We start from the raw sequence: 18,827 nt of genomic DNA on the forward strand, positions 1-18,827 counted from the left end.
AAAACTCAGGCGGCAATCAGCTTGTAAAGCGTTGGCCGGCTAATGCCGTATTCCTTCGCCAGTTTGCTTTTATCGTCGCCCTGTTCAACCCGTGCTTTGATTTCGGCGGTTTGTTCCGCTGTCAGCTTGGCCGGTGCGCCTAGCTTTTTGCCTTGGGCTTTGGCCGCTTCGATGCCTTCCCGTTGGCGTTCCTTAATCGATATTGTTCGAATGTGCCGTCTGGTTAAAACGAACTGATAGCGCCCGCGCGAGCTATCGGCTATTCTTTTGGGACATACTTGCCCTAATTGATGCATAATCAGTATATCGGTTGATATAGAAAACAACCGGCAACATACCAGTAATGGTTTTTTAAAAGTTAAGAGTAATTTATGGCAGCATTAGTACAAGGCAAAGTTAAGTGGTTCAACGATGACAAGGGCTTCGGCTTCATTGAACAAGATGGTGGCAAAGATGTGTTTGTTCACTTTAGCGTCATTCAAGGTAGCGGCCGCAAAACCCTGAGAGAAGGCCAGAGCGTAACGATGGAAGTGACCGCCGGAGCGAAAGGCCCTCAAGCGGAAAACGTCACCCCTTTATAGTCGTCATGCGGTGATTGGATTTTGGTAGGCAAAACTCGAAGGAGTGACACGAATAGTGATACGTGCGCAATGTTATATAAATAATTTTTTATAAAACAATGCCTTGTATTTCATATCGGTTCCGACCCTCGTACCATTGATTAGTGCAATCAAATGCAAAGAGAAGTACAAACCCGCAAGCCGACTGGCTTAGCGGGTTTTTTATTGTGCAAAGAAATGCAGCAAGATGCAGGGGCATGCAATCAAAAGTGTGTCCTTCATTGTGTCCTTTCCTATAATGTCTGTTACCGAGGACACAATTGAGGACACACTATGGCACTCCAACTCAATAAAGACACGGTCTACAGAGCGGCAAAGGCGCGCGATAAAGAATACTTTATCAACGATGGCGGCGGACTCTATCTCGTCGTCGGGAAAAACGGCACCAAGATATGGAAATTCATTTTCTCGTTTGAAGGGAAGCGGAAAAAACTCTCATTTGGCGTGTATCCGGATACCACCTTGGAAAACGCCAGGCGCAAAGCTGATGAGGCTAGAAACAGCCTTGCCAACGGCATCGATCCCAGCGAAATCAGAAAGCAAGCCCGGGCAGAAATTACCCAAGCCGTCGAAAATCAAAATCGAGTAAACGCCGGACTACCCATCGTCAACAGTTTCGAAGACATCGCCAGGCAATGGATGGATTCGACGTCACATACAGTGCGCGATGTAACCAACCAAAAGAAAGTTCGCCGATTCGAACTCTACGTGTTTCCGGAAATCGGTCAAAAGCCCATAGGCGAAGTGAAATCGCCCGACATATTTGCTGTTGTCCGCCCACTCATCATCAAAAAGCAACTGGAAACCGCCCACCGCGTGCGTGCGGACATTAGCGCGGCTTTTGCCTATGCCATCGCTCACGGCTATACCGACTACGATCCAGCGCAAGCCGTTGGCGCCCAAATTCCGGCGCAAAAAGTCAAACACAACGCCGCAGTCACCGAGCCAAAGCAAGTTGGCCAATTACTGCGCGACATCTCCAACTACCAAGGCACCTTTGTCGTGCAATGCGCGTTAAGACTCTCGCCATACCTGTTTCAACGGCCGGGAGAAATCAGGCAGATGGAATGGAAGGATATTGATTTCTCCGCAAAAGAATGGCGTTACTTCGTCACCAAAACGGAAACACAACACATCGTCCCATTGTCGCGTCAGGCTATAGAGGTTTTGGAAGCCATCAAGCCGTTAACCGGTATTGGCCAGTATGTTTTTCCGTCCAGCCGTGGCGATGGTCGGTCTATGTCAGATGGCACAATACGCACCGCGCTTAAAACCCTTGGATACCAACGTGAAGAAATGAGCGCTCACGGTTTCAGAACCACCGCATCGACATTGCTCAATGAACAAGGCTGGTCGCCGGATGCGATAGAACGCCAACTGTGCCACATGCCCAAGGACCAAGTCCGTGCCGCCTATACACGGATCAATGAATTACGCCTTTAAGCAAATCTCTGCCGGCATGGTCGAGCAATCGGCGGCCAAGCTAATAGAATTAGCCGGCGAACCATTTAGGGATTTGGTTACAGCGATCATCGCTGACAAAGGCATAGAAAATGCCGAGAGAGTCAGCATTATGGTTTGTGAACGTCTTTTTCAATTGGTATTCAGTCGTGAAGGCGGTTATGTGATGCCAGATACGAGATATGCCTATCGCCAAATAGCAGACCTGATAGAAACAGCGGCTTAATGCAAGCGGCAATCTGGATAGTTCCGGATTGCCTTTTTGACCGGTTAAATCCATTGGCTAAAGCAGCCTGATCGAGGTCGCAACTTGGTAACGGTATAGCTGGTTAATTCAGACCGTCCGCCGGTCAAAATTCACTCCTCCTCGCCCGCGCGGTTTTTGCACAAAAATTTGCACACGAAGTTCGCTTTGAACCGCTTAAATCCGGACCAGAAGCGTTAAAGCCAGGAAATTCTCGGCTTTCTGGCACTAAAGTGGACCGCTTTTACCCGATGTGCAGAATTCGCAAAATGCCGATCATTTACACATTCTGCCATTTAAGACCGCTAAACGGCACACCTTAAAATCGCCAAATTTAATGTAACAAACTGATAAATAATTGATTTTTTGTCTATTCAATTTTTTGGCGAAATTTTACCGTGTTCGATGCGATTGGCTGAAAGCCGCGAATTACCTGGATTTGGTGAAAAACCGAATGGCGGAAATCGGCAGTTTTTCAGTATTTGTGAGGTTGGGTTTATTTAGGCTGATCCAGGCTAAATAATCTCTATAGTAACGACCGGCGAAAGATTTGGATTTGAGCTGTTTAGGTAGGAAAATATCGGATAAGACTTCGGATTGTGTCCTTGTGTGTGTCCTTGCTCAGGCTTTTAAATTTTTATGATAAATAAAACAAATGCTTATGAATTTTTCGGTTCCGACCCTCGTACCACCTACTCTTCCAGAGTAGTCCAAAGAAATTTAAAAACCCGCTAGCCGTAAGGCTTAGCGGGTTTTTTATTTTTAAGCGATGCATTTTCGCACCAAGGTTCTCCACGAGGTATTGATATGCCTTTCTCCCGTTCTAAGCAAACCGATCCCACCCGAAAAATATCGACCTTAAAGGCGTTATGGCCGTTTATCCGTCCCTATCGCGCTAGAATGCTGTTGGCCTTTTGCCTGTTGTGCCTGGGCTCGGCGACGATTCTGTTAGTACCGTTGGCGTTCCGCGACCTGATTGATTTTGGCTTTGGTCAGCGACAGGCAGAGCAGGGTGGGTTGTTAGGCGCGCTGAGCATGGATGGACATTTTCTGGCGCTATTTGCCTTAGCCTGCCTGTGGGCGGTGACGATAGCGGCACGTTATTACACGGTCAGTTGGGTTGGCGAACGGGTGACCGCGGATTTGCGTAGCGCGGTTTACGAACGGGTCTTGGCGCAGTCTCCGCAGTTTTTCGAAACCTTGCAAACCGGGGAAGTTTTGTCACGACTGACCGGCGATACCACGCTGATTCAGACTGTGGTGGGCAGTTCGATTTCCATGGGCTTACGCAGCGTATTCCAGTTTATCGGCGGCATGATTATGTTGGCGGTGACCAGTCTGCATCTATTCTCATTGATATTGGGCTTAATGATCTTGCTGACCTTGCCGATTTTGGCAATGGGCCGGAAAGTAAAAAAGCTGTCGCGGGAGTCGCAGGATAAGATCGCCGATGCCTCGGCGCTGGCCGGCGAGATCCTCAATGCGGTACCTACGGTCCAAGCCTATACCCAGGAAGGCCGTGAAGCAGCGCGCTTTAGTGAGCGCGCCGAAGTCAGTTTTATGACTGCTGTTCGCCGTAGTCGGTTTCGTTCCGCATTGACGGTTATCGTCATCACAGCCGTGATGGGCTCCATTATTTTCGTATTGTGGATAGGCGCCAACCAGGTCAACGCGGGTGTTATGACCGGCGGGCAACTGGCTTCTTTCGTGCTATATGCCACGCTGGTGTCCGGCGGGGTCAGCACCATAGCGGAAGTATGGGGGGACGTGATGCGGGCGACCGGCGCAACCGGGCGCTTACTGGAACTGCTATATGCCCAACCGGCAATCATTGATGCTGCTACACCTCAGCCTTTGGTAAATGGCGATACAGCGGCGATTGAATTTCAGCAAGTCAGCTTCAGTTACCCGTCGCGCTTGCAAGCCGCCGCACTGGATAGAATCGATTTAAGTATCTCGGCAGGGGAGAGCGTCGCTTTTATCGGCCCGTCCGGGGCCGGCAAGACTACGTTGTTTCAATTGCTGTTGCGTTTTTACGATGTAACGCACGGTACCATTCGCCTTAACGGTCAGGATATTCGTCACCTATCCTTACAGGAACTGCGCGGCAAAATTGCCATTGTGCCGCAGGATGCTGTGATTTTCTCGACCACCGCGCTGGAAAATATTCGTTACGGCCGGCCCGAAGCCAGCGATGAGGAAGTTATCGCGGCCGGGCAATTGGCGCAAGTAGCGGAGTTCATTGATCGCTTGCCGGATGGTTACCAAACTTTTCTCGGCGAGCGCGGTACACGTTTATCCGGTGGGCAAAGACAGCGCATCGCCATCGCTCGGGCCATTCTGAAAAACGCACCGCTGTTGTTATTGGACGAGGCGACCAGCGCGCTGGATGCAGAATCGGAAGTGTTGGTGCAACGGGGTTTAAATGCCGCCATGCAGGGTCGTACCACACTGATTATTGCGCACCGTTTGGCCACCGTGAATAAGGTCAGCCGCATCGTGGTGTTGGATCAAGGACGCATCGTCGAAACCGGATCGCCCGAGGATTTGCGCAAACAAAGCGGACTCTATGCTAGGCTGGCGAATCTACAGTTCGATGTGCAATAAGTCTGCATAAGCCTAATGCCTGGGGCGAACCTGTTGCGGTAGAAGATGTATAGCCATCAACTTGGCTTTTTCAATTTATACTGTCAGCGGAGAACGGATTCTATCTTCCCAGTTACCGCCACCCGTCAAGTTCAGCCATGCACCACAAATTAATGACGTTTGTCCGAGACGATATTTGGTTGTTGCACGAGCAAGATCTGCCTTATGTTCAAGAAAAACTGATCAAGTATTTAAAAATCGTTATTTTGTCCTGGCAAAGTTTCGGTTTGGATCTTTGTCAGCTACGCGCCTCCGCTTTAACCTTGTACAGCATTTTGTCGATAGTGCCGGTCATTGCCATGTTGTTTGGCATTGCCAAGGGCTTTGGCTTTGAAAGCATGCTCGAGCAAGAACTGTTGCAGCGCATGCCGGAGCGAGATGCGCTAGTGGTGCAGCTAATCGGTTTTGCCAAAAACCTGTTGGAAAGCGCCAAGGGTGAAGTGGTGGCCGGGATAGGGATTGTCGTGCTGTTTTGGACTGTCATCAGCTTGATAGGCAATATCGAAGAGTCTTTCAACTACATCTGGAAAATCGGCAAGAGCCGGTCGTTGGGCCGCAAATTTAGCGATTATTTATCGCTGATGCTATTGGCGCCGGTGTTGCTGATCGCCGCCAGCAGCATCACCGTCTTTGTTAGTACGCAAATCACTTGGTTTATTACCGTCATGCAATTGCCGGCGTTTGCCAGCTGGCTGGTGGTCAAAGCGCTGAGTTTGTCGCCGGTGCTGCTGATGATTGCCTTGTTTTCCTTTACGTTTATTTTTATGCCTAATCATAAAATACACGTTCGCGCCGGCATTATCGCCGGTGTGGTGACGGGCGTTAGTTATCATTTGTTGCAATGGGCGTATTTAAGCTTGCAGATCGGCGTGTCGAGTTATAACGCCATTTACGGCAGTTTTGCGGCGCTACCCTTGTTTGTGGTTTGGCTGCAAAGCTGCTGGATGATTGTTTTGTTCGGTTGCGAGATGGCTTTTTTTACCCAAAACTACCAAACCTATCGAAACAATAATCGCTTTGCCCATTTAAGTTTTGCGCTGAAAAAACTGGTGGCCTTGCAAGTCATGCATTTGATAGTCAAAAACTTTAGCCAGTTGCAGACTCCCTTAAGCGCAGCCGACATCGCCGGCAAGCTGGCCATACCTATAGCGATCATTCAGGAAGTGCTGGCGAAATTACTGCTTAGCCACCTGCTGGCCGAACTGAAAGAACCTGATGGTAGCGACGAGGTCTATCTGCCGGCTATAGACATTCATATCCTGACCATCAGCTTTGTGATCAACGCACTGGAGCAATGCGGGCAAAACCAATTGCCGGAAAGCAACCAGCAGCCGCTGCTGATCGACGCGGTCGAAAGCTTCAAGAGTCTGATAGAAGCATCCGAGCGTAATCAGCTGCTAAAAGACATTTGAAAGAGTCGGTAGAATTGAGTGCTGAGAATTTTAATTTGAAAGCCAATGCAACATTTAGCGCAAGTTGCAAAGCAAGCGGAATCGCTGCATGACTGACTTTCAGTCTTTAAGCTTCGTACAATTTCAGTTGCGTTGAGCGAGCGCTTCTTGATGCTGAGCAGGACTGCTAATTTTGAGGTAGTTGCTGCGTCGTTTAAAAAGATAGGGGAAATTGCCCCCACAAAAAAGCCTCTCGTGTAACAGGGTTGTTTAGCAAACTCTGTTACACGAGAGGCTTTTTTCAAAAAAATTATTGTTATTCAATAATTTATAAGTTGGCGGAGAAAGAGGGATTCGAACCCTCGATACGTTGCCGTATACACACTTTCCAGGCGTGCGCCTTCGACCGCTCGGCCATCTCTCCTAATACATTTTTGGGCTGATCAGCAGATTTAGTGCTTCAGAAATTGATCGCTTCATAACTTAATCTGCGTTTGTCGCCGTGATAGCGACCACCCAATCCCGACTAGGATAATGGATACACGGTTATTTTGCAATTCGGACGAGTGTTTTCTCGGTTATTGGCCTAGGCATTGAATTTCCCATTGGCGTTACTTCCCTAAAAGACAATCCAGTTTAGTCATTGGTTTAGCGCCCGATCAGCCCTTACTTGTACTCGGTTAACCATATTCTGTCGGATAAATAAATTGTTGAATTTTGCTCTTCAGTGGATCGTGGTCTAAGTTTGCGCAGGAGTTTGCTGGAGAGTGAACTCACATTTTGTCGATGGCCTATCGGAGTGAACGGGGGAGCTCTATGAACGATATTTGTATTTCAAACGAAAAACCAAAAATTCTGATCGTCGATGATGTTCACGAAAACTTGCATACTTTGCTGAATATTTTGCGGCAAGATTATGCGGTGATGGCTGCTACTTCCGGTGAAAAAGCCTTGGAAATCGCCCGGCGCGCGTCGGCTCCTGATTTGATTTTGCTGGATATAAAAATGCCGGAAATGGATGGATACCAGGTGTTGGAATATCTGCGCGATGATCCGGCAACGGCCGAAATCCCGGTCATTTTTGTGACTGCGGCCGCTGAAGTCGGTGACGACGCCAAGGGTATGGCGCTGGGCGCCGACGACTATTTACTCAAGCCCGTAGTGCCTGAGTTGCTTCTAGCTCGGGTTAGACTGCATTTGGAGCTAGCCACCTATCGGAAACGCTATGGCAGACTATAATCGTTGGGGTCAAGCAACGCTGATCTAACTATTTCCTTGGATAATGAACAAAGACAAATCCCTATCGCTCAATCCCAGGCCGACTATTTTGGTGGTAGACGATCTTCCCGAAAATATTCACGGCTTACTCGAAGCACTCAAGGACGATTACGGCATTATGGTGGCGACGGAAGGCATGCGTGCGGTGGAGTTGGCGCAAGGCCCGACGCCGCCTGATTTGGTATTGCTGGACGTCAGAATGCCGGGTATGGATGGCTATGAGGTTTGCCGGCGGCTCAAGAGCGATCCTAGAACCGCGGGGATACCCATTCTCTTCGTGACGATAGTCGAAGCGTCCATCGAAAAAATTCGCGGTTTTTCCATGGGCGCCGCCGATTTCATTACCAAGCCGTTTGATATTGACGAAGTACGGGCCAGGGTCAAAACGCATTTGGAACTGAGCCGCTTACGCCGCGCTCTGGAAGGCCGGGTGAAACGTCTGAGCGAATACCGGCATGCCACGGATGTGTCTAATATCGTATTCCGCACCGATCCGCACGGCGTCATCACTTTTGTAAACGATGCGTTTGTGCAAACCTATGGTTATACCCGCGAGGAGGTTATAGGCAAAACCAGCCGGATTCTCAAAGATCCCGACGCGGCTCCGGGTTTGCATCGGGAGTTATGGAACACGATTCTAGGCGGTGCAATCTGGCGCGGGACCTACAGCAATCTTACTAAAAGTGGCGAGGTGATTTACATCAACAATACCATCGTCCCCATCCTTGACGCCGACGGCTCGATTCGCGAATTTATATCCACCAGCGTTAATGTCACCCATTTGATCAAACAGGAAGAGTTGATTAGGGAACAGACCACGGATGCGCTAACCGGCTTGCCCAACCGGGTGAAATTGATGCAGGATTTGGCTGACGCCGGTCCGTCGATATTGGGCATGATAAACATCGATCAATTCAAAGCCATCAATGATTTTTACGGTTTGCGCAACGGCGATAAAGTCTTGTTAGAAATTGGTGAGCGTTTGCAAAAAATGAGCGGCGCGGATGCGCAGGCTTACCGCATCGGCGGCGATTTATTTGCGTTGCTCTCCAAAAACGGTGGCGATCCCGGCCGTTTTGAGCAATTGATAGACAGCATTATCAAGCGTTTGGAATCGGAAGCGATCGATTGCGGCGAAGACAAGATTAACATCCGCGTGACTGCAGGCATCTGTTCGGGGGCCGACAGTCCTTATACGCATGCGGCGCTGGCGTTGGAGCGCGCCAGGATCGAACGTCGGGATTATTTGATTTATACAGATCAAATGCAGATCAAGTCGCACTACAAGGATAACATCCACTGGAGCCAGAAAATTCGCAGTGCCCTGGCCGACGGCCGCATCGTGCCTTTTTATCAACCCATCATCGACAATCGCAACGGGAAAGTCGTGAAATATGAAGCGCTGATGCGGATGATAGACGAAGAGGGTAATGTGATTCCGCCTAGCTTTCTCGGCGTGGCAAAACGCACCCGGCAATATACCGCCTTGACTCGCACCATCGTCGAACAAGTCGTGAAAGCCTTGCCCGAGTCGGAGGGGGAGATGAGTATCAACTTAACCGTCGAGGATATTATCGATGCCAATACGGTGAGCTTTATTGCCGAAAAACTCTCTCAGCCCGGCGTCGGTTCGCGCATTGTATTGGAGATTACCGAATCTGAAGGTATCGAAAGTTACGAGGAAGTGCGCCAGTTTGTTAATCGCATGAAAGGCTATGGCTGTCACTTTGCGATTGACGATTTCGGTAGCGGCTATTCCAATTTCGTGCATTTGTTGCGGTTGAAGATCGATTACTTAAAGATCGACGGCTCCATCATCATGAATATTATCGACAATCCGGATTCTGAAGTGATTGCCCGTGTCATAGTCGATGCCGCGCGGCGCTTGGGTATGCGCACGGTTGCCGAATTTGTGGGGAGTGCGGAGATCCAAGCCAAGGTCGTTGAGCTGGGTATCGATTTTTCGCAAGGTTTTTATCTGGGCAAACCGGCACCGCAAACGCTGGGGACGCCCCGCCATGATTGAATCCAACGTGCATCCGGGGGAGGACATGAAACAGTCTGATCCAGGCAACTCTGCTACTAAAGCCGGAATGGAGTTTTAAGATGCGGCCGGTTTTTAATGAACATCCTCTGCGCAAGACGATAACCTGGCAGAGGCTCGTCGGTTTTACGGTCAGCCGGTTATCAAGCGCCGCCAGCGTTCTGCTGACGATAGGCTGTTGGAGCCATCCGGTGCAGGCCGACATCAGTGCGGCGACAATTCGTGGTCAAGTCACGCTGCGAGGGGCTGACACTCAGGCAGGTGCGCAAATCATCGTTACCAGTCTGGAGCGGGGGTTTTCCACGCGGACCTTTTCCCGAGCTGATGGCTCTTATGTACTGATGGCATTGAAACCCGGCCGTTACCAGCTCAAGGTATTAGGCTTGGAAGGCAAGCAAAACAGTCAAGAGCTGACGCTGCAAGTGGGGCAGGTGGCCTTGGTAGACGTTGCGTTAGGCGATGATAATAGCGTTGCCGAACAGACGAGTGAGGGCAACTCCGCGGAGTTGGCTACCTATTTAACGCCCGAGCAAATGCAGCGCTTGCCGCAGGTAAACCGCAATTTTCTGAATTATGCCGATCTGGCGCCCGGTGTGAACGTGGTAAACGATGAAAATGGTAGTACCCGCTTGCAAAGCGGCGGGCAGCGGCCGGATAGCGTCAATTTGTTTATCGACGGCGTTAGCCAGAAAAACTATGTGGTCAGGGGGGGCGTAGCCGGCCAGGATTCCAGTCGCGGCAATGTGTTTCCGGAATCGGCGGTTGCCGAATATAAAGTCATTAGCCAGAACTATAAGGCCGAGTACGATCAAGTCGGCGGCGCGGCAATTTCGGTGCAGACCAAATCCGGCGGCAATACCTTTCACGGCGAAACATTTTACGATCATACCAATCAGGATCTGCGCAGCGTTACCCCCAGCGAACAACTGGCGGGCGGCAAGCGCGACACCGAGCAAGTGCAATTCGGTGTGACCTTAAGCGGTCCCATCGCCAAGGATGTCGCGCATTTTTTCATGGCATACGAACGTAAACTCAACGACGATTACGCCAATATTAGCGCGGGTGACGGCTCCCGCTTACCCGAGCCGTATCAAGCGCAACTGGGTCGGGTGAACAGGCCGTTCAGGGCGGATTTGTTCTTCGGGAAACTGGATTGGGCGCTTAACGATAGTAATTTGATCGAAGTGTCTTTTAAGCTGCGCGACGAAACCGAAACCTTAGGGATTGGCGGTGAAAACTCAGAGTCTTACGCGCTGACCAAGGGTAACAGCGAAAAACGCCTGGATTTTAAATATCAATACAGCGCGGAACATTGCGTAAACGAAGCCCGGTTTACTTATGAAGATGCCAATTGGCGGCAACTGCCGGCCACGCAAAGCGCGGGTTTGCAGCTGCGGCGCCTGGATGGCAGTTTGAGCGCGGGGAATCTGAATAGCCGGAGTGTGTTGAATAGCGGCGGCGCGACCAATTATCAGGACAAGGGCCAAAACGGGCCGGGTTTTCAAGATGATCTAACCTTCAGCGGTTTGGATTGGCATGGCACCCATGTCGTCAAGCTGGGCGCTAAAGTTAAACAGATAGAACTCGGTGCGGTGGAGCGCGACCCTTACCACCCGCAGTTCGGCTTAAATTTAAACAATCCTGCCGGCAACCCGTATCAAGTGCGTTGGGCAACGCCCTTGGCCGGCGGCGGTGACGGTTCCGCCCAATCCGATGTGACGCAATTCGGCGCGTATCTGCAAGACGATTGGAACCCTAATCGACACTTGAGCGTGAACCTGGGCGTACGCTGGGATTACGAATACAACCCCGGCTATCTAAACCATGTCACGCCCGGCGATGTCAGCAGCGCGCTCCGCAACTGGCGTAACATTCACAACGCGAATACGGGTTACGACATCGAAAACTACCTCAGTAACGGCGCGAACCGGGCAGCGGACAGCAATAATATTGCGCCCAGATTAGGTTTGGCATACGACTTATTCGAAGATCAGCGGCATGTGTTATTCGGCGGTTACGCTAAAGCCTACGACCGCCATATTTACGACGTGTTGCAACTGGAACGTACCAAGGGCAGTTATCCCAGTTTTAGCGTCAATTTTCAGGGCGACCCCAATTATGATTGCGTGGCCGGCGTCGACTGCATTGCCTGGAATCCCGGGTATTTAAACTATACGCCGGCGCAATTGTCCGCACTGACCGGCGCCAGTGCCGGCAGCAGCCGGGAAATCAATTTGATGCGCAACAATCTGCGCACGCCCTATGCCGACCAATTTAATATCGGCATGCGCAATCGTTTCGGCGACTGGCATACCGAGGTCAGCGTGTCGCACGTACACAGTTACAACGGTTTGGTCGGTTTGCTGGGCGGCCGCAATGCCGATGGCAGCTTTTACGCAGCCGGGTCCGGGTTCGGGGGTACCTTTCAGGCCGTGCCTGGTTTTGGGCAATTGATTTTGTTCGATAACGGTGTACAGACCAAAACCAATTCGGTATTTGTCAAAGCCGAAAAACCGTACAGCAAAGACAGCGGCTGGGGTATGACGTTTGCCTACACCTTTACCGATTCCGAGGAAAACAAACCGCAGTCTTTCTTCGATAACAGCAGTTATTTGTTTGAACATCCCAATACCCACACCAATGGCTGGCTGGATACCGCCGGGGTCAGAAAACATAAGCTGGTGACAACCGCCAGTGTCGATTTGCCGTGGGATTTGATTTTTTCTACCAAGCTGACGCTGGCGACCCCGGACACCCGCTCCGGCGTCAACTGTGCAAGCGGTGCTTGCCGTTTCGATACCTTTACGCCGCAGGGTAGCGATTTTATTTTTCCGGGGCAGTGGTGGGGATACAAACAAGTCGACATTGCGCTGATAAAAAGTTTCGATACGCCGCACGACACCCGGATGAAACTGCGCCTGGATGTATTGAATTTATTCGATTTTAAAAATTATGCGGCATTTAACAGCGACTTTGCCTCGCCGAATTTGGGGGCGCCGCTGACCGTGCTGGCCGGACCGAGTTTGACGGTGAAATTGACCGCCCGCCTGGAGTTTTAATGCCGGGCAAGTTAGTGAGCGCGGGTTTATTGTTGTGGGTGTTGCTCAGCAGTTTCTGCGCCGCTGCCGACGACATGCTCAACGCCAAAACCAAGGCCAATTATGTGTTCAATTTCACCAAGTTCGTGGAGTGGCCGGCGCTGATGAACGATACGCTGCATGTCTGCATCGTCGGCGCCGAACCTATCGTCAACTTGCTGAGCGAGTTGGCCAGCCGTGATACCAAGGGGCATTTATTGCAAATCTGGTCGGGCATAGACGACCCGCAGATTTGCCAGATTTTGTATATCGACCATGACGCGCCGGAATTGCCAGCCTTGATACAGCAGGTGCGCGGCAATCAGATATTAACTGTCAGCGATGCCGAGGGGTTTGCCGGCCGCGGCGGCTGTATCGGTTTTTATAGCGAAAACGGCCAGATCAAACTGGAAATCAATCCGGACGCCGTGCGCCGAGCGCAATTAAAAGTCAACGCTTTGTTGATGGAAATCGCCCGTATCGTCCGTTAATTCACTCCGGAATCCCATGACAAACCAGGCTGAATTTAAACGCGATCTGACCATAAAAACCAAGCTGGTGCTGATCATGTTGGCAACCAGCATCTTGTCCCTGCTGCTGGCGGGGGCCGGTTTTATTGCCCAGGAACACATGCGGGTAAAAGAGGACATGGGCCGGGATTTGAGTTCTCTGGCTCGTATCATTGCCAATCGCAGTACCGTGGCCTTGTCGTTTAATGACAGCAGCGTCGCCAACGCCACTTTGGCCGCTTTAAGCGTCAAGCAGAGCGTGGTATCGGCCTGTATTTACGATAGTGCCAATCAGCTGTTTGCACTTTACGAGCCTGGCTTGGCCTGTCCGCTGCAACATCCCGAGCCTTCGGCTAGCGAGCGGCCGCGATTCGACGATGCCTATTGCACCATAAGCGAAACGATAGCCTTGGACGGCCGCACCTTGGGAAGGGTTTGGATAGCCTCCAGCCTGGCGGAGCTGGATTCCTTATGGCGGGATTTTTTGGCTGCGGCGATGGGCATTGTGATGTTATCCGGTCTGTTCGCCTTGCTATTGGCTTCCAGTTTGCAGCAAGTGGTGTCCGGTCCGCTGGTCAGGTTGAAGAAAACCGTCGAAACGATCAACAGTGAAAAGAACTACACCTTGCGCGCCGCACAAGAGAGTAACGATGAATTGGGTGCACTGATTCAAGCCTTCAACACGATGATAGCTACCATCGAAGCTCGCGATAGCGAACTGTTGGCCTTGAACAGGCAGCTTGCCGAGAATGAAAAGCTATTGGCCAGCATCAACGAAGGTTTGGAAGAGCGCGTGGCTGCCCGCACCACGGAGTTGGCGGAAATTAACGCCAAATTGGCGCATAACAGCGTCATGCTGGCGACGGTGCTGGATAGCATGTCGCAGGGCTTGATAGCCTTTGATAGCAATTTAAAGTTATTGGTTTGGAATAAAAAACTCAGCGAGGTGCGCGGTTATCCGGAAAGCATGTTGGCAGTGGGCAGGGACCATGCCGATTTCGTGCAGTTTGATTTAACCGATCCGCAGTTGCGTTTCCGTGATCCCGATACCGAACTGCGGCAATTGCTGGAAGAAATAAGACATTTTCGGCCGCACAATTTTACTCGGCAAAGATTGGACAACCGGGTCATCGAGATTAGCGGCGGGCCGATAGCCGATGGCGGTTTCGTCAGTACTTACGAGGATGTGACCTTACGCAAACAGGCCGAGCTGGCGTTGAAAGAGGCTCGGGACGCCGCCCAGTCAGCCACCCAGACTAAAAGCCAGTTTCTGGCCAATATGTCGCACGAGATTCGCACGCCGATGAACGGCGTGCTGGGTATGTTGCATCTGGCTTTGCAGACCGAATTGACCGCGTCGCAACGCAACTATTTGGCAAAAGCCCACAGTTCCGCACGTACCTTATTGGGGATTCTTAACGATATTCTGGATTTTTCCAAAATCGAGGCCGGTAAATTGGCGCTGGAAGAAACCGAATTTCGCTTCGATAGCGTGGTGGAGCAATTGGCTGACATGATCGGTTACCAAGCCGGCTTGAAAGGTATCGAGTTTCTGATTCGTCACGATCCGCAAATTCCGCCGGTGTTGTTGGGCGATCCCTTGCGTTTCGGCCAGGTGTTGACCAATTTATGCGGCAACGCGCTGAAATTCACCGAAGCCGGTGAATTGGAACTGGCATTCTATTGCCTGGCCAAAACCGATAGCACTATCGAATTGCGGGTATCGGTCAGAGATACCGGCATCGGTATGGCGGAAGACGATCAGAAAAAACTGTTTCAAGAGTTTACCCAAGCCGATCAGGGCACCAGCCGGCGCTTTGGCGGCACAGGTTTAGGCTTGGCCATCTGTAAAACCCTGGTGGAAATGATGCAGGGCCGGATCTGGATCGAGCAGTCGCAATTGGGCCAGGGCACAACCTTTTGTTTTACCGTGCGCTTGGGCGTGGCTAAGGATACTTTGCTGCATCAAGACGCGCTGGAGCAAAGCATAGGCGTGTTGTTGGCCGAGGTGCGGGTATTGGTGGTGGATGACAATGAGGCTTCCCGGGAAATCATCAGCGATATGTTGCGGCCGTTTCAGCTACGGGTGAGCTGTTCGGCCAGTGCGGCCGGGGCGCTGAGAGCGTTGCGGGAGGCGCCGGCCGATCAGCCTTTCGATGTGGTGTTGATGGACTGGAAAATGCCGGGTATGAACGGCGATGAGGCGATCAGGCAGATTCGCGCCGACACCAGCCTGATGCCTCAGCCCAAGATTATCATGGTCACCGCTTACGGCAGCGAAGATGTGATGGTGTTGGCGGGCCGAGCCGGTATCGATGGCTTTTTGATCAAACCGGTATCGCCGTCCTCATTACTGGATGCGATTTTGTCGGCACTTGGACGTGGCCGGGTGCTTGGGGTGGTGGATAAATTTAAGCAATTGGGTGGGGCCGATATTGCCGGTATCAAACAATTGCAAGGGATCCGGCTGTTACTGGTGGAAGATAACGAAATCAACCGCGAATTTGCCTGCGAATTGCTGCGCAGCCACGAGATTGAGGTTGACGAAGCGGTGAACGGCGAAGAAGCGGTCAGCATGGTTAGGCAGCATCATTACGATGCGGTCTTGATGGACATCCAGATGCCGGTGCTGGACGGCTTGCAAGCCACCGTCAAAATTCGGGCCTTGGCGGAATCCGAGAACGATCAACGTTTTGCAACTATGCCCATCATCGCGATGACCGCCCATGCCATGGCCCGCGATGTCGAGAAAAGCCTGGAGGCAGGTATGAACGATCACGTTACGAAACCGATTGATCCCGACCGGTTGTTCAAAGCATTGGCAACCTGGATTCCGCTCACGGCCGACGGCGAACAGAGCCAGGAGGCGGCGCGGATTTATCAAGCTGCCGATTATCCCGAAGATTTACAAACCTTGACCAGCCTGGATATTGTGCAAGGCATACGCCGGATCGGCGGTAATCCGGAGGCCTATCGCAAACAGTTATACCGTTTTAAAGAACACTACCCGGATGCGGTCGCCGAGATTCGCGGCTTGATCAATGCCGGGGAACTCAAACAGGCTGAAGAGCGTTGCCACGCCTTGAAAGGGGTTAGCGGCAATCTGGGGGCGACGGATTTATTCGAAGCCGCCGCCGGTGTGGATATTGTCCTTAAGCAAAATCAAATACCGCCCGCTGAACACTTGCAGTACATGGAAGGATTTTTGCGCCAAGTCATCGGGCAAATTGAGGCCTTGCAAGCACTGGCGAGCAGCCAAGCGCCCGACACGGATCCACTTGTGACAGGGGTTAGCGACGCCGAGATAGCGGCGGATTTACAGACATTGTCGCGATTGCTGGAAAGCGATCTAGGCGCGGCCGAAGCCATGTTGGAGCAATTACAGCGTAGTATGGCTGGTCATCAGTATTTGCCCTTGCTGGAGGACATCGCCAAAAAAATCGACCGATTTGCCATTGACGAGGCACTGGCGCAACTGAGCGAGTTGCAGCAAAAACTTTAACGCCAGCCTAACCCCGGCTTTGCAGCGTGCGGTCGATAACGATGCAATTTAATTTACCTGCCCAGCGTCAATATCTTACAATTTGGTAGCCCATGGCTAAAATAATTACTTAGGAGGATCTCATGTTTAAATTTCGTATGCTGGTTTCTGCGATAGCGCTGACTGGTTCGATGTCTGTTATGGCGGCGGATGCGCTGCCCACCACGGCGCCAGCGCCTGCCAACAACCCCACAACCCCCGAAAAAGTTGAACTGGGTAAAATGCTGTATCACGATCCGCGTCTGTCTTCCACGGGCACCGTTTCTTGCGCGTCTTGCCACAACACCATGCTGGGCGGCGAAGATAACCGGCCCAACTCCATGGGTGTCAACGGCCAAACCGGCGGCCGCAGTGCACCAACGGTCTGGAATGCCGCATTCAACAAAGTGCAATTCTGGGACGGCCGCGCCGACAGTCTGGAAGCGCAAGCAGCAGGTCCAGTCACCAACCCAATTGAAATGGGTATGAAAAGCTGGGATGACGTGGTTGCTCGCTTGAAAACCATCAAAGGCTATCGCCATGCTTTCGAAGTGGCCTTTGGTAGCGACGCCGAAGCTATTACCAAAGACAACGCCACCAAAGCGATTGCCGCCTACGAAAGAACGTTGATTACACCGAATAGCGCCTACGACAAATATGTCAAAGGCGATAAAGATGCATTGACCGAACAGCAAGAACGCGGTCTGAAAAAAGCCGTGGAATTGGGTTGCACCAGTTGCCACAGTGGTCCGGCCTTTAACGGCCCAGGGGTATTCCAAAAATTCCCTGTTAACCCTAGCGGCTACTTCGAAGCGCAATACCACTTCCAAAAAGACAAAGGCTTAGCTGAAGTCACCAAAAAAGAAAGCGACGAGCACCTGTTTAAAGTGCCGACTCTGCGTAACGTGGCTTTGACCGCACCTTATATGCACAACGGTTCGGTAAAAACTTTGGATAAAGCCGTTTGGTTGATGGGTAAATTGCAATTAAATCAAGAGTTGTCCGATGCTGATGTGGCTGACATCGTCGCGTTTTTGAATGCGCTGACCGGCGAATTCCCAGCGCAAACCATGCCGCAATTGCCAGGAACACCGGGTTCCAGCTTTAACTGAGTTTTATCAGGTAGTTAAAGATTAAGGGGGCCGCAAGGCCCCTTTTTTTGTCAAAATACTTCCTTCACGGGGCACAATACGCAATGTAGATTAAGAGTTTTGGGTACTTTAAGTCGTTTCCAGGGCAAAGTCATGGGACGGTTTGCCAACTTTTGCATGGTGAGAATACGTTGACCCTGATTTTATTTGAAGGATCGCCAAAGCATATTACCGAACAAGCACCGGCAAGCCGAAAATAATCATTGCGGGAAAATATTACCGTTTCCCTGATAGGCAAAGATATGTATAAGCGTATCTTTACCATCTGCTTGGGGGCTTTTTATGAAAAATTACTTAACGATAATATGCCTGGCCATCGCGTCATTTTCATTTCAAGTTAATGCGTCAACTTTAAGTTGGGGCACAATTACCGGTTATGGCCCTATTCTCGGAAGTTTGCAATCAGGTCAAAATTCGCCGCAGGATCTATTCGGCATAGTAACCGGCCTACGTATCGAAACCAATGTGCTTGACGATTGGACTTTTAATTTACACAACAGCAGTCAAGTTAGGGTTTCAGTAAGTTCCCTAGAAACTAACACTGGGAGTCTGTTATACGCCGTCAACTTGGATGGAAGTCCATTGGCTAAAAGTGCCGGACCTGCCGATGAAGCTTGGTCCTTTGACGGTATATTGACTGCCGGCTCTCACACGATAAATATTCTGGGTATCGCCATTTCCCTGGAGAGCACAAGTGGCTACCAAGTTAATGTTAGCGCCATGAATGCAGTTGTTCCTATCCCGGCGGTTGGGTGGGTTTTCAGCTTTTTTCTGTTTTATATGTTCCGAAATATGCCGCGCCGTCGAGGTTATTGATGTTAGGTATAACAAATCGATGCAATCTTTCCGCTGTCTCCGCGGTACCAGCAAAGACTCTGAACGCCGG

At 51.0% G+C, this 18,827-nt stretch carries 13 protein-coding genes and 1 tRNA gene; 12 read left to right on the forward strand and 2 right to left on the reverse strand.

Annotation, left to right across the window (positions count from 1 at the left end; all coding sequences use genetic code 11):
- Positions 1-5: 5 nt before the first annotated feature.
- The gene (locus DDY07_RS04175) at positions 6-296 is read right to left on the reverse strand and encodes a helix-turn-helix domain-containing protein (RefSeq protein ID WP_171694916.1); all 291 of its coding nucleotides are present in this window, start codon (positions 294-296) and stop codon (positions 6-8) included.
- A 75-nt stretch (positions 297-371) separates the two neighbouring features.
- Between DDY07_RS04175 and DDY07_RS04180 the strand changes: the two genes are divergently transcribed.
- The 5 genes from DDY07_RS04180 to DDY07_RS04200 all read left to right on the forward strand — a co-directional run bounded on the left by DDY07_RS04180 (position 372) and on the right by DDY07_RS04200 (position 6,383).
- Positions 372-581, forward strand: a complete 210-nt coding sequence (locus tag DDY07_RS04180) for a cold-shock protein (protein WP_064010690.1) — start codon at positions 372-374, stop codon at positions 579-581.
- A gap of 312 nt (positions 582-893) precedes the next feature.
- The gene (locus tag DDY07_RS04185) at positions 894-2,063 is read left to right on the forward strand and encodes a tyrosine-type recombinase/integrase (protein ID WP_171694917.1); all 1,170 of its coding nucleotides are present in this window, start codon (positions 894-896) and stop codon (positions 2,061-2,063) included.
- Entirely contained in the window at positions 2,047-2,307 is a 261-nt protein-coding gene (locus DDY07_RS04190; RefSeq protein WP_171694918.1) for a hypothetical protein, read from the forward strand. The genes DDY07_RS04185 and DDY07_RS04190 overlap by 17 nt, the downstream gene beginning before the upstream one ends.
- Before the next feature lie 825 nt (positions 2,308-3,132).
- Positions 3,133-4,932 carry an ABC transporter transmembrane domain-containing protein gene (locus DDY07_RS04195; RefSeq protein WP_171694919.1) on the forward strand — a complete coding sequence of 600 codons (1,800 nt, stop codon included), beginning with the start codon at positions 3,133-3,135 and terminating at the stop codon, positions 4,930-4,932.
- Positions 4,933-5,069: 137 nt separating this feature from the next.
- Complete coding sequence (locus tag DDY07_RS04200) at positions 5,070-6,383, forward strand: YihY/virulence factor BrkB family protein (RefSeq protein WP_171694920.1); 1,314 nt, start codon at positions 5,070-5,072, stop codon at positions 6,381-6,383.
- Between the two features lie 315 nt (positions 6,384-6,698).
- On the opposite strand, the gene DDY07_RS04205 is transcribed toward DDY07_RS04200, so the two are convergent.
- A tRNA-Ser gene (locus DDY07_RS04205) sits at positions 6,699-6,786 on the reverse strand.
- 392 nt (positions 6,787-7,178) lie between these two features.
- Here DDY07_RS04205 and DDY07_RS04210 point away from each other — a divergent pair.
- From DDY07_RS04210 to DDY07_RS04240, 7 genes are all read left to right on the forward strand, one after another.
- Positions 7,179-7,601, forward strand: coding sequence for a two-component system response regulator (locus DDY07_RS04210; protein ID WP_033158109.1), 423 nt, complete (start codon positions 7,179-7,181; stop codon positions 7,599-7,601).
- Positions 7,602-7,644: 43 nt separating this feature from the next.
- Positions 7,645-9,666, forward strand: a complete 2,022-nt coding sequence (locus DDY07_RS04215; protein ID WP_171694921.1) for an EAL domain-containing protein — start codon at positions 7,645-7,647, stop codon at positions 9,664-9,666.
- 80 nt (positions 9,667-9,746) lie between these two features.
- Positions 9,747-12,743, forward strand: coding sequence for a TonB-dependent receptor (locus DDY07_RS04220; protein ID WP_171694922.1), 2,997 nt, complete (start codon positions 9,747-9,749; stop codon positions 12,741-12,743).
- Positions 12,743-13,252 (forward strand): YfiR family protein, encoded by a 510-nt coding sequence (locus DDY07_RS04225; protein WP_171694923.1) that lies wholly within the window; start codon positions 12,743-12,745, stop codon positions 13,250-13,252. The genes DDY07_RS04220 and DDY07_RS04225 overlap by 1 nt, the downstream gene beginning before the upstream one ends.
- 16 nt (positions 13,253-13,268) lie before the next feature.
- Complete coding sequence (locus tag DDY07_RS04230) at positions 13,269-16,772, forward strand: response regulator (RefSeq protein WP_171694924.1); 3,504 nt, start codon at positions 13,269-13,271, stop codon at positions 16,770-16,772.
- A gap of 122 nt (positions 16,773-16,894) precedes the next feature.
- Entirely contained in the window at positions 16,895-17,902 is a 1,008-nt protein-coding gene (locus tag DDY07_RS04235; RefSeq protein ID WP_171694925.1) for a cytochrome-c peroxidase, read from the forward strand.
- A 321-nt stretch (positions 17,903-18,223) separates the two neighbouring features.
- Positions 18,224-18,757, forward strand: coding sequence for a hypothetical protein (locus DDY07_RS04240; protein WP_171694926.1), 534 nt, complete (start codon positions 18,224-18,226; stop codon positions 18,755-18,757).
- Positions 18,758-18,827 lie beyond the last annotated feature (70 nt).

Origin of the sequence: Methylomonas sp. ZR1, assembly GCF_013141865.1 — a bacterium.
Taxonomy (GTDB): Bacteria; Pseudomonadota; Gammaproteobacteria; order Methylococcales; family Methylomonadaceae; genus Methylomonas.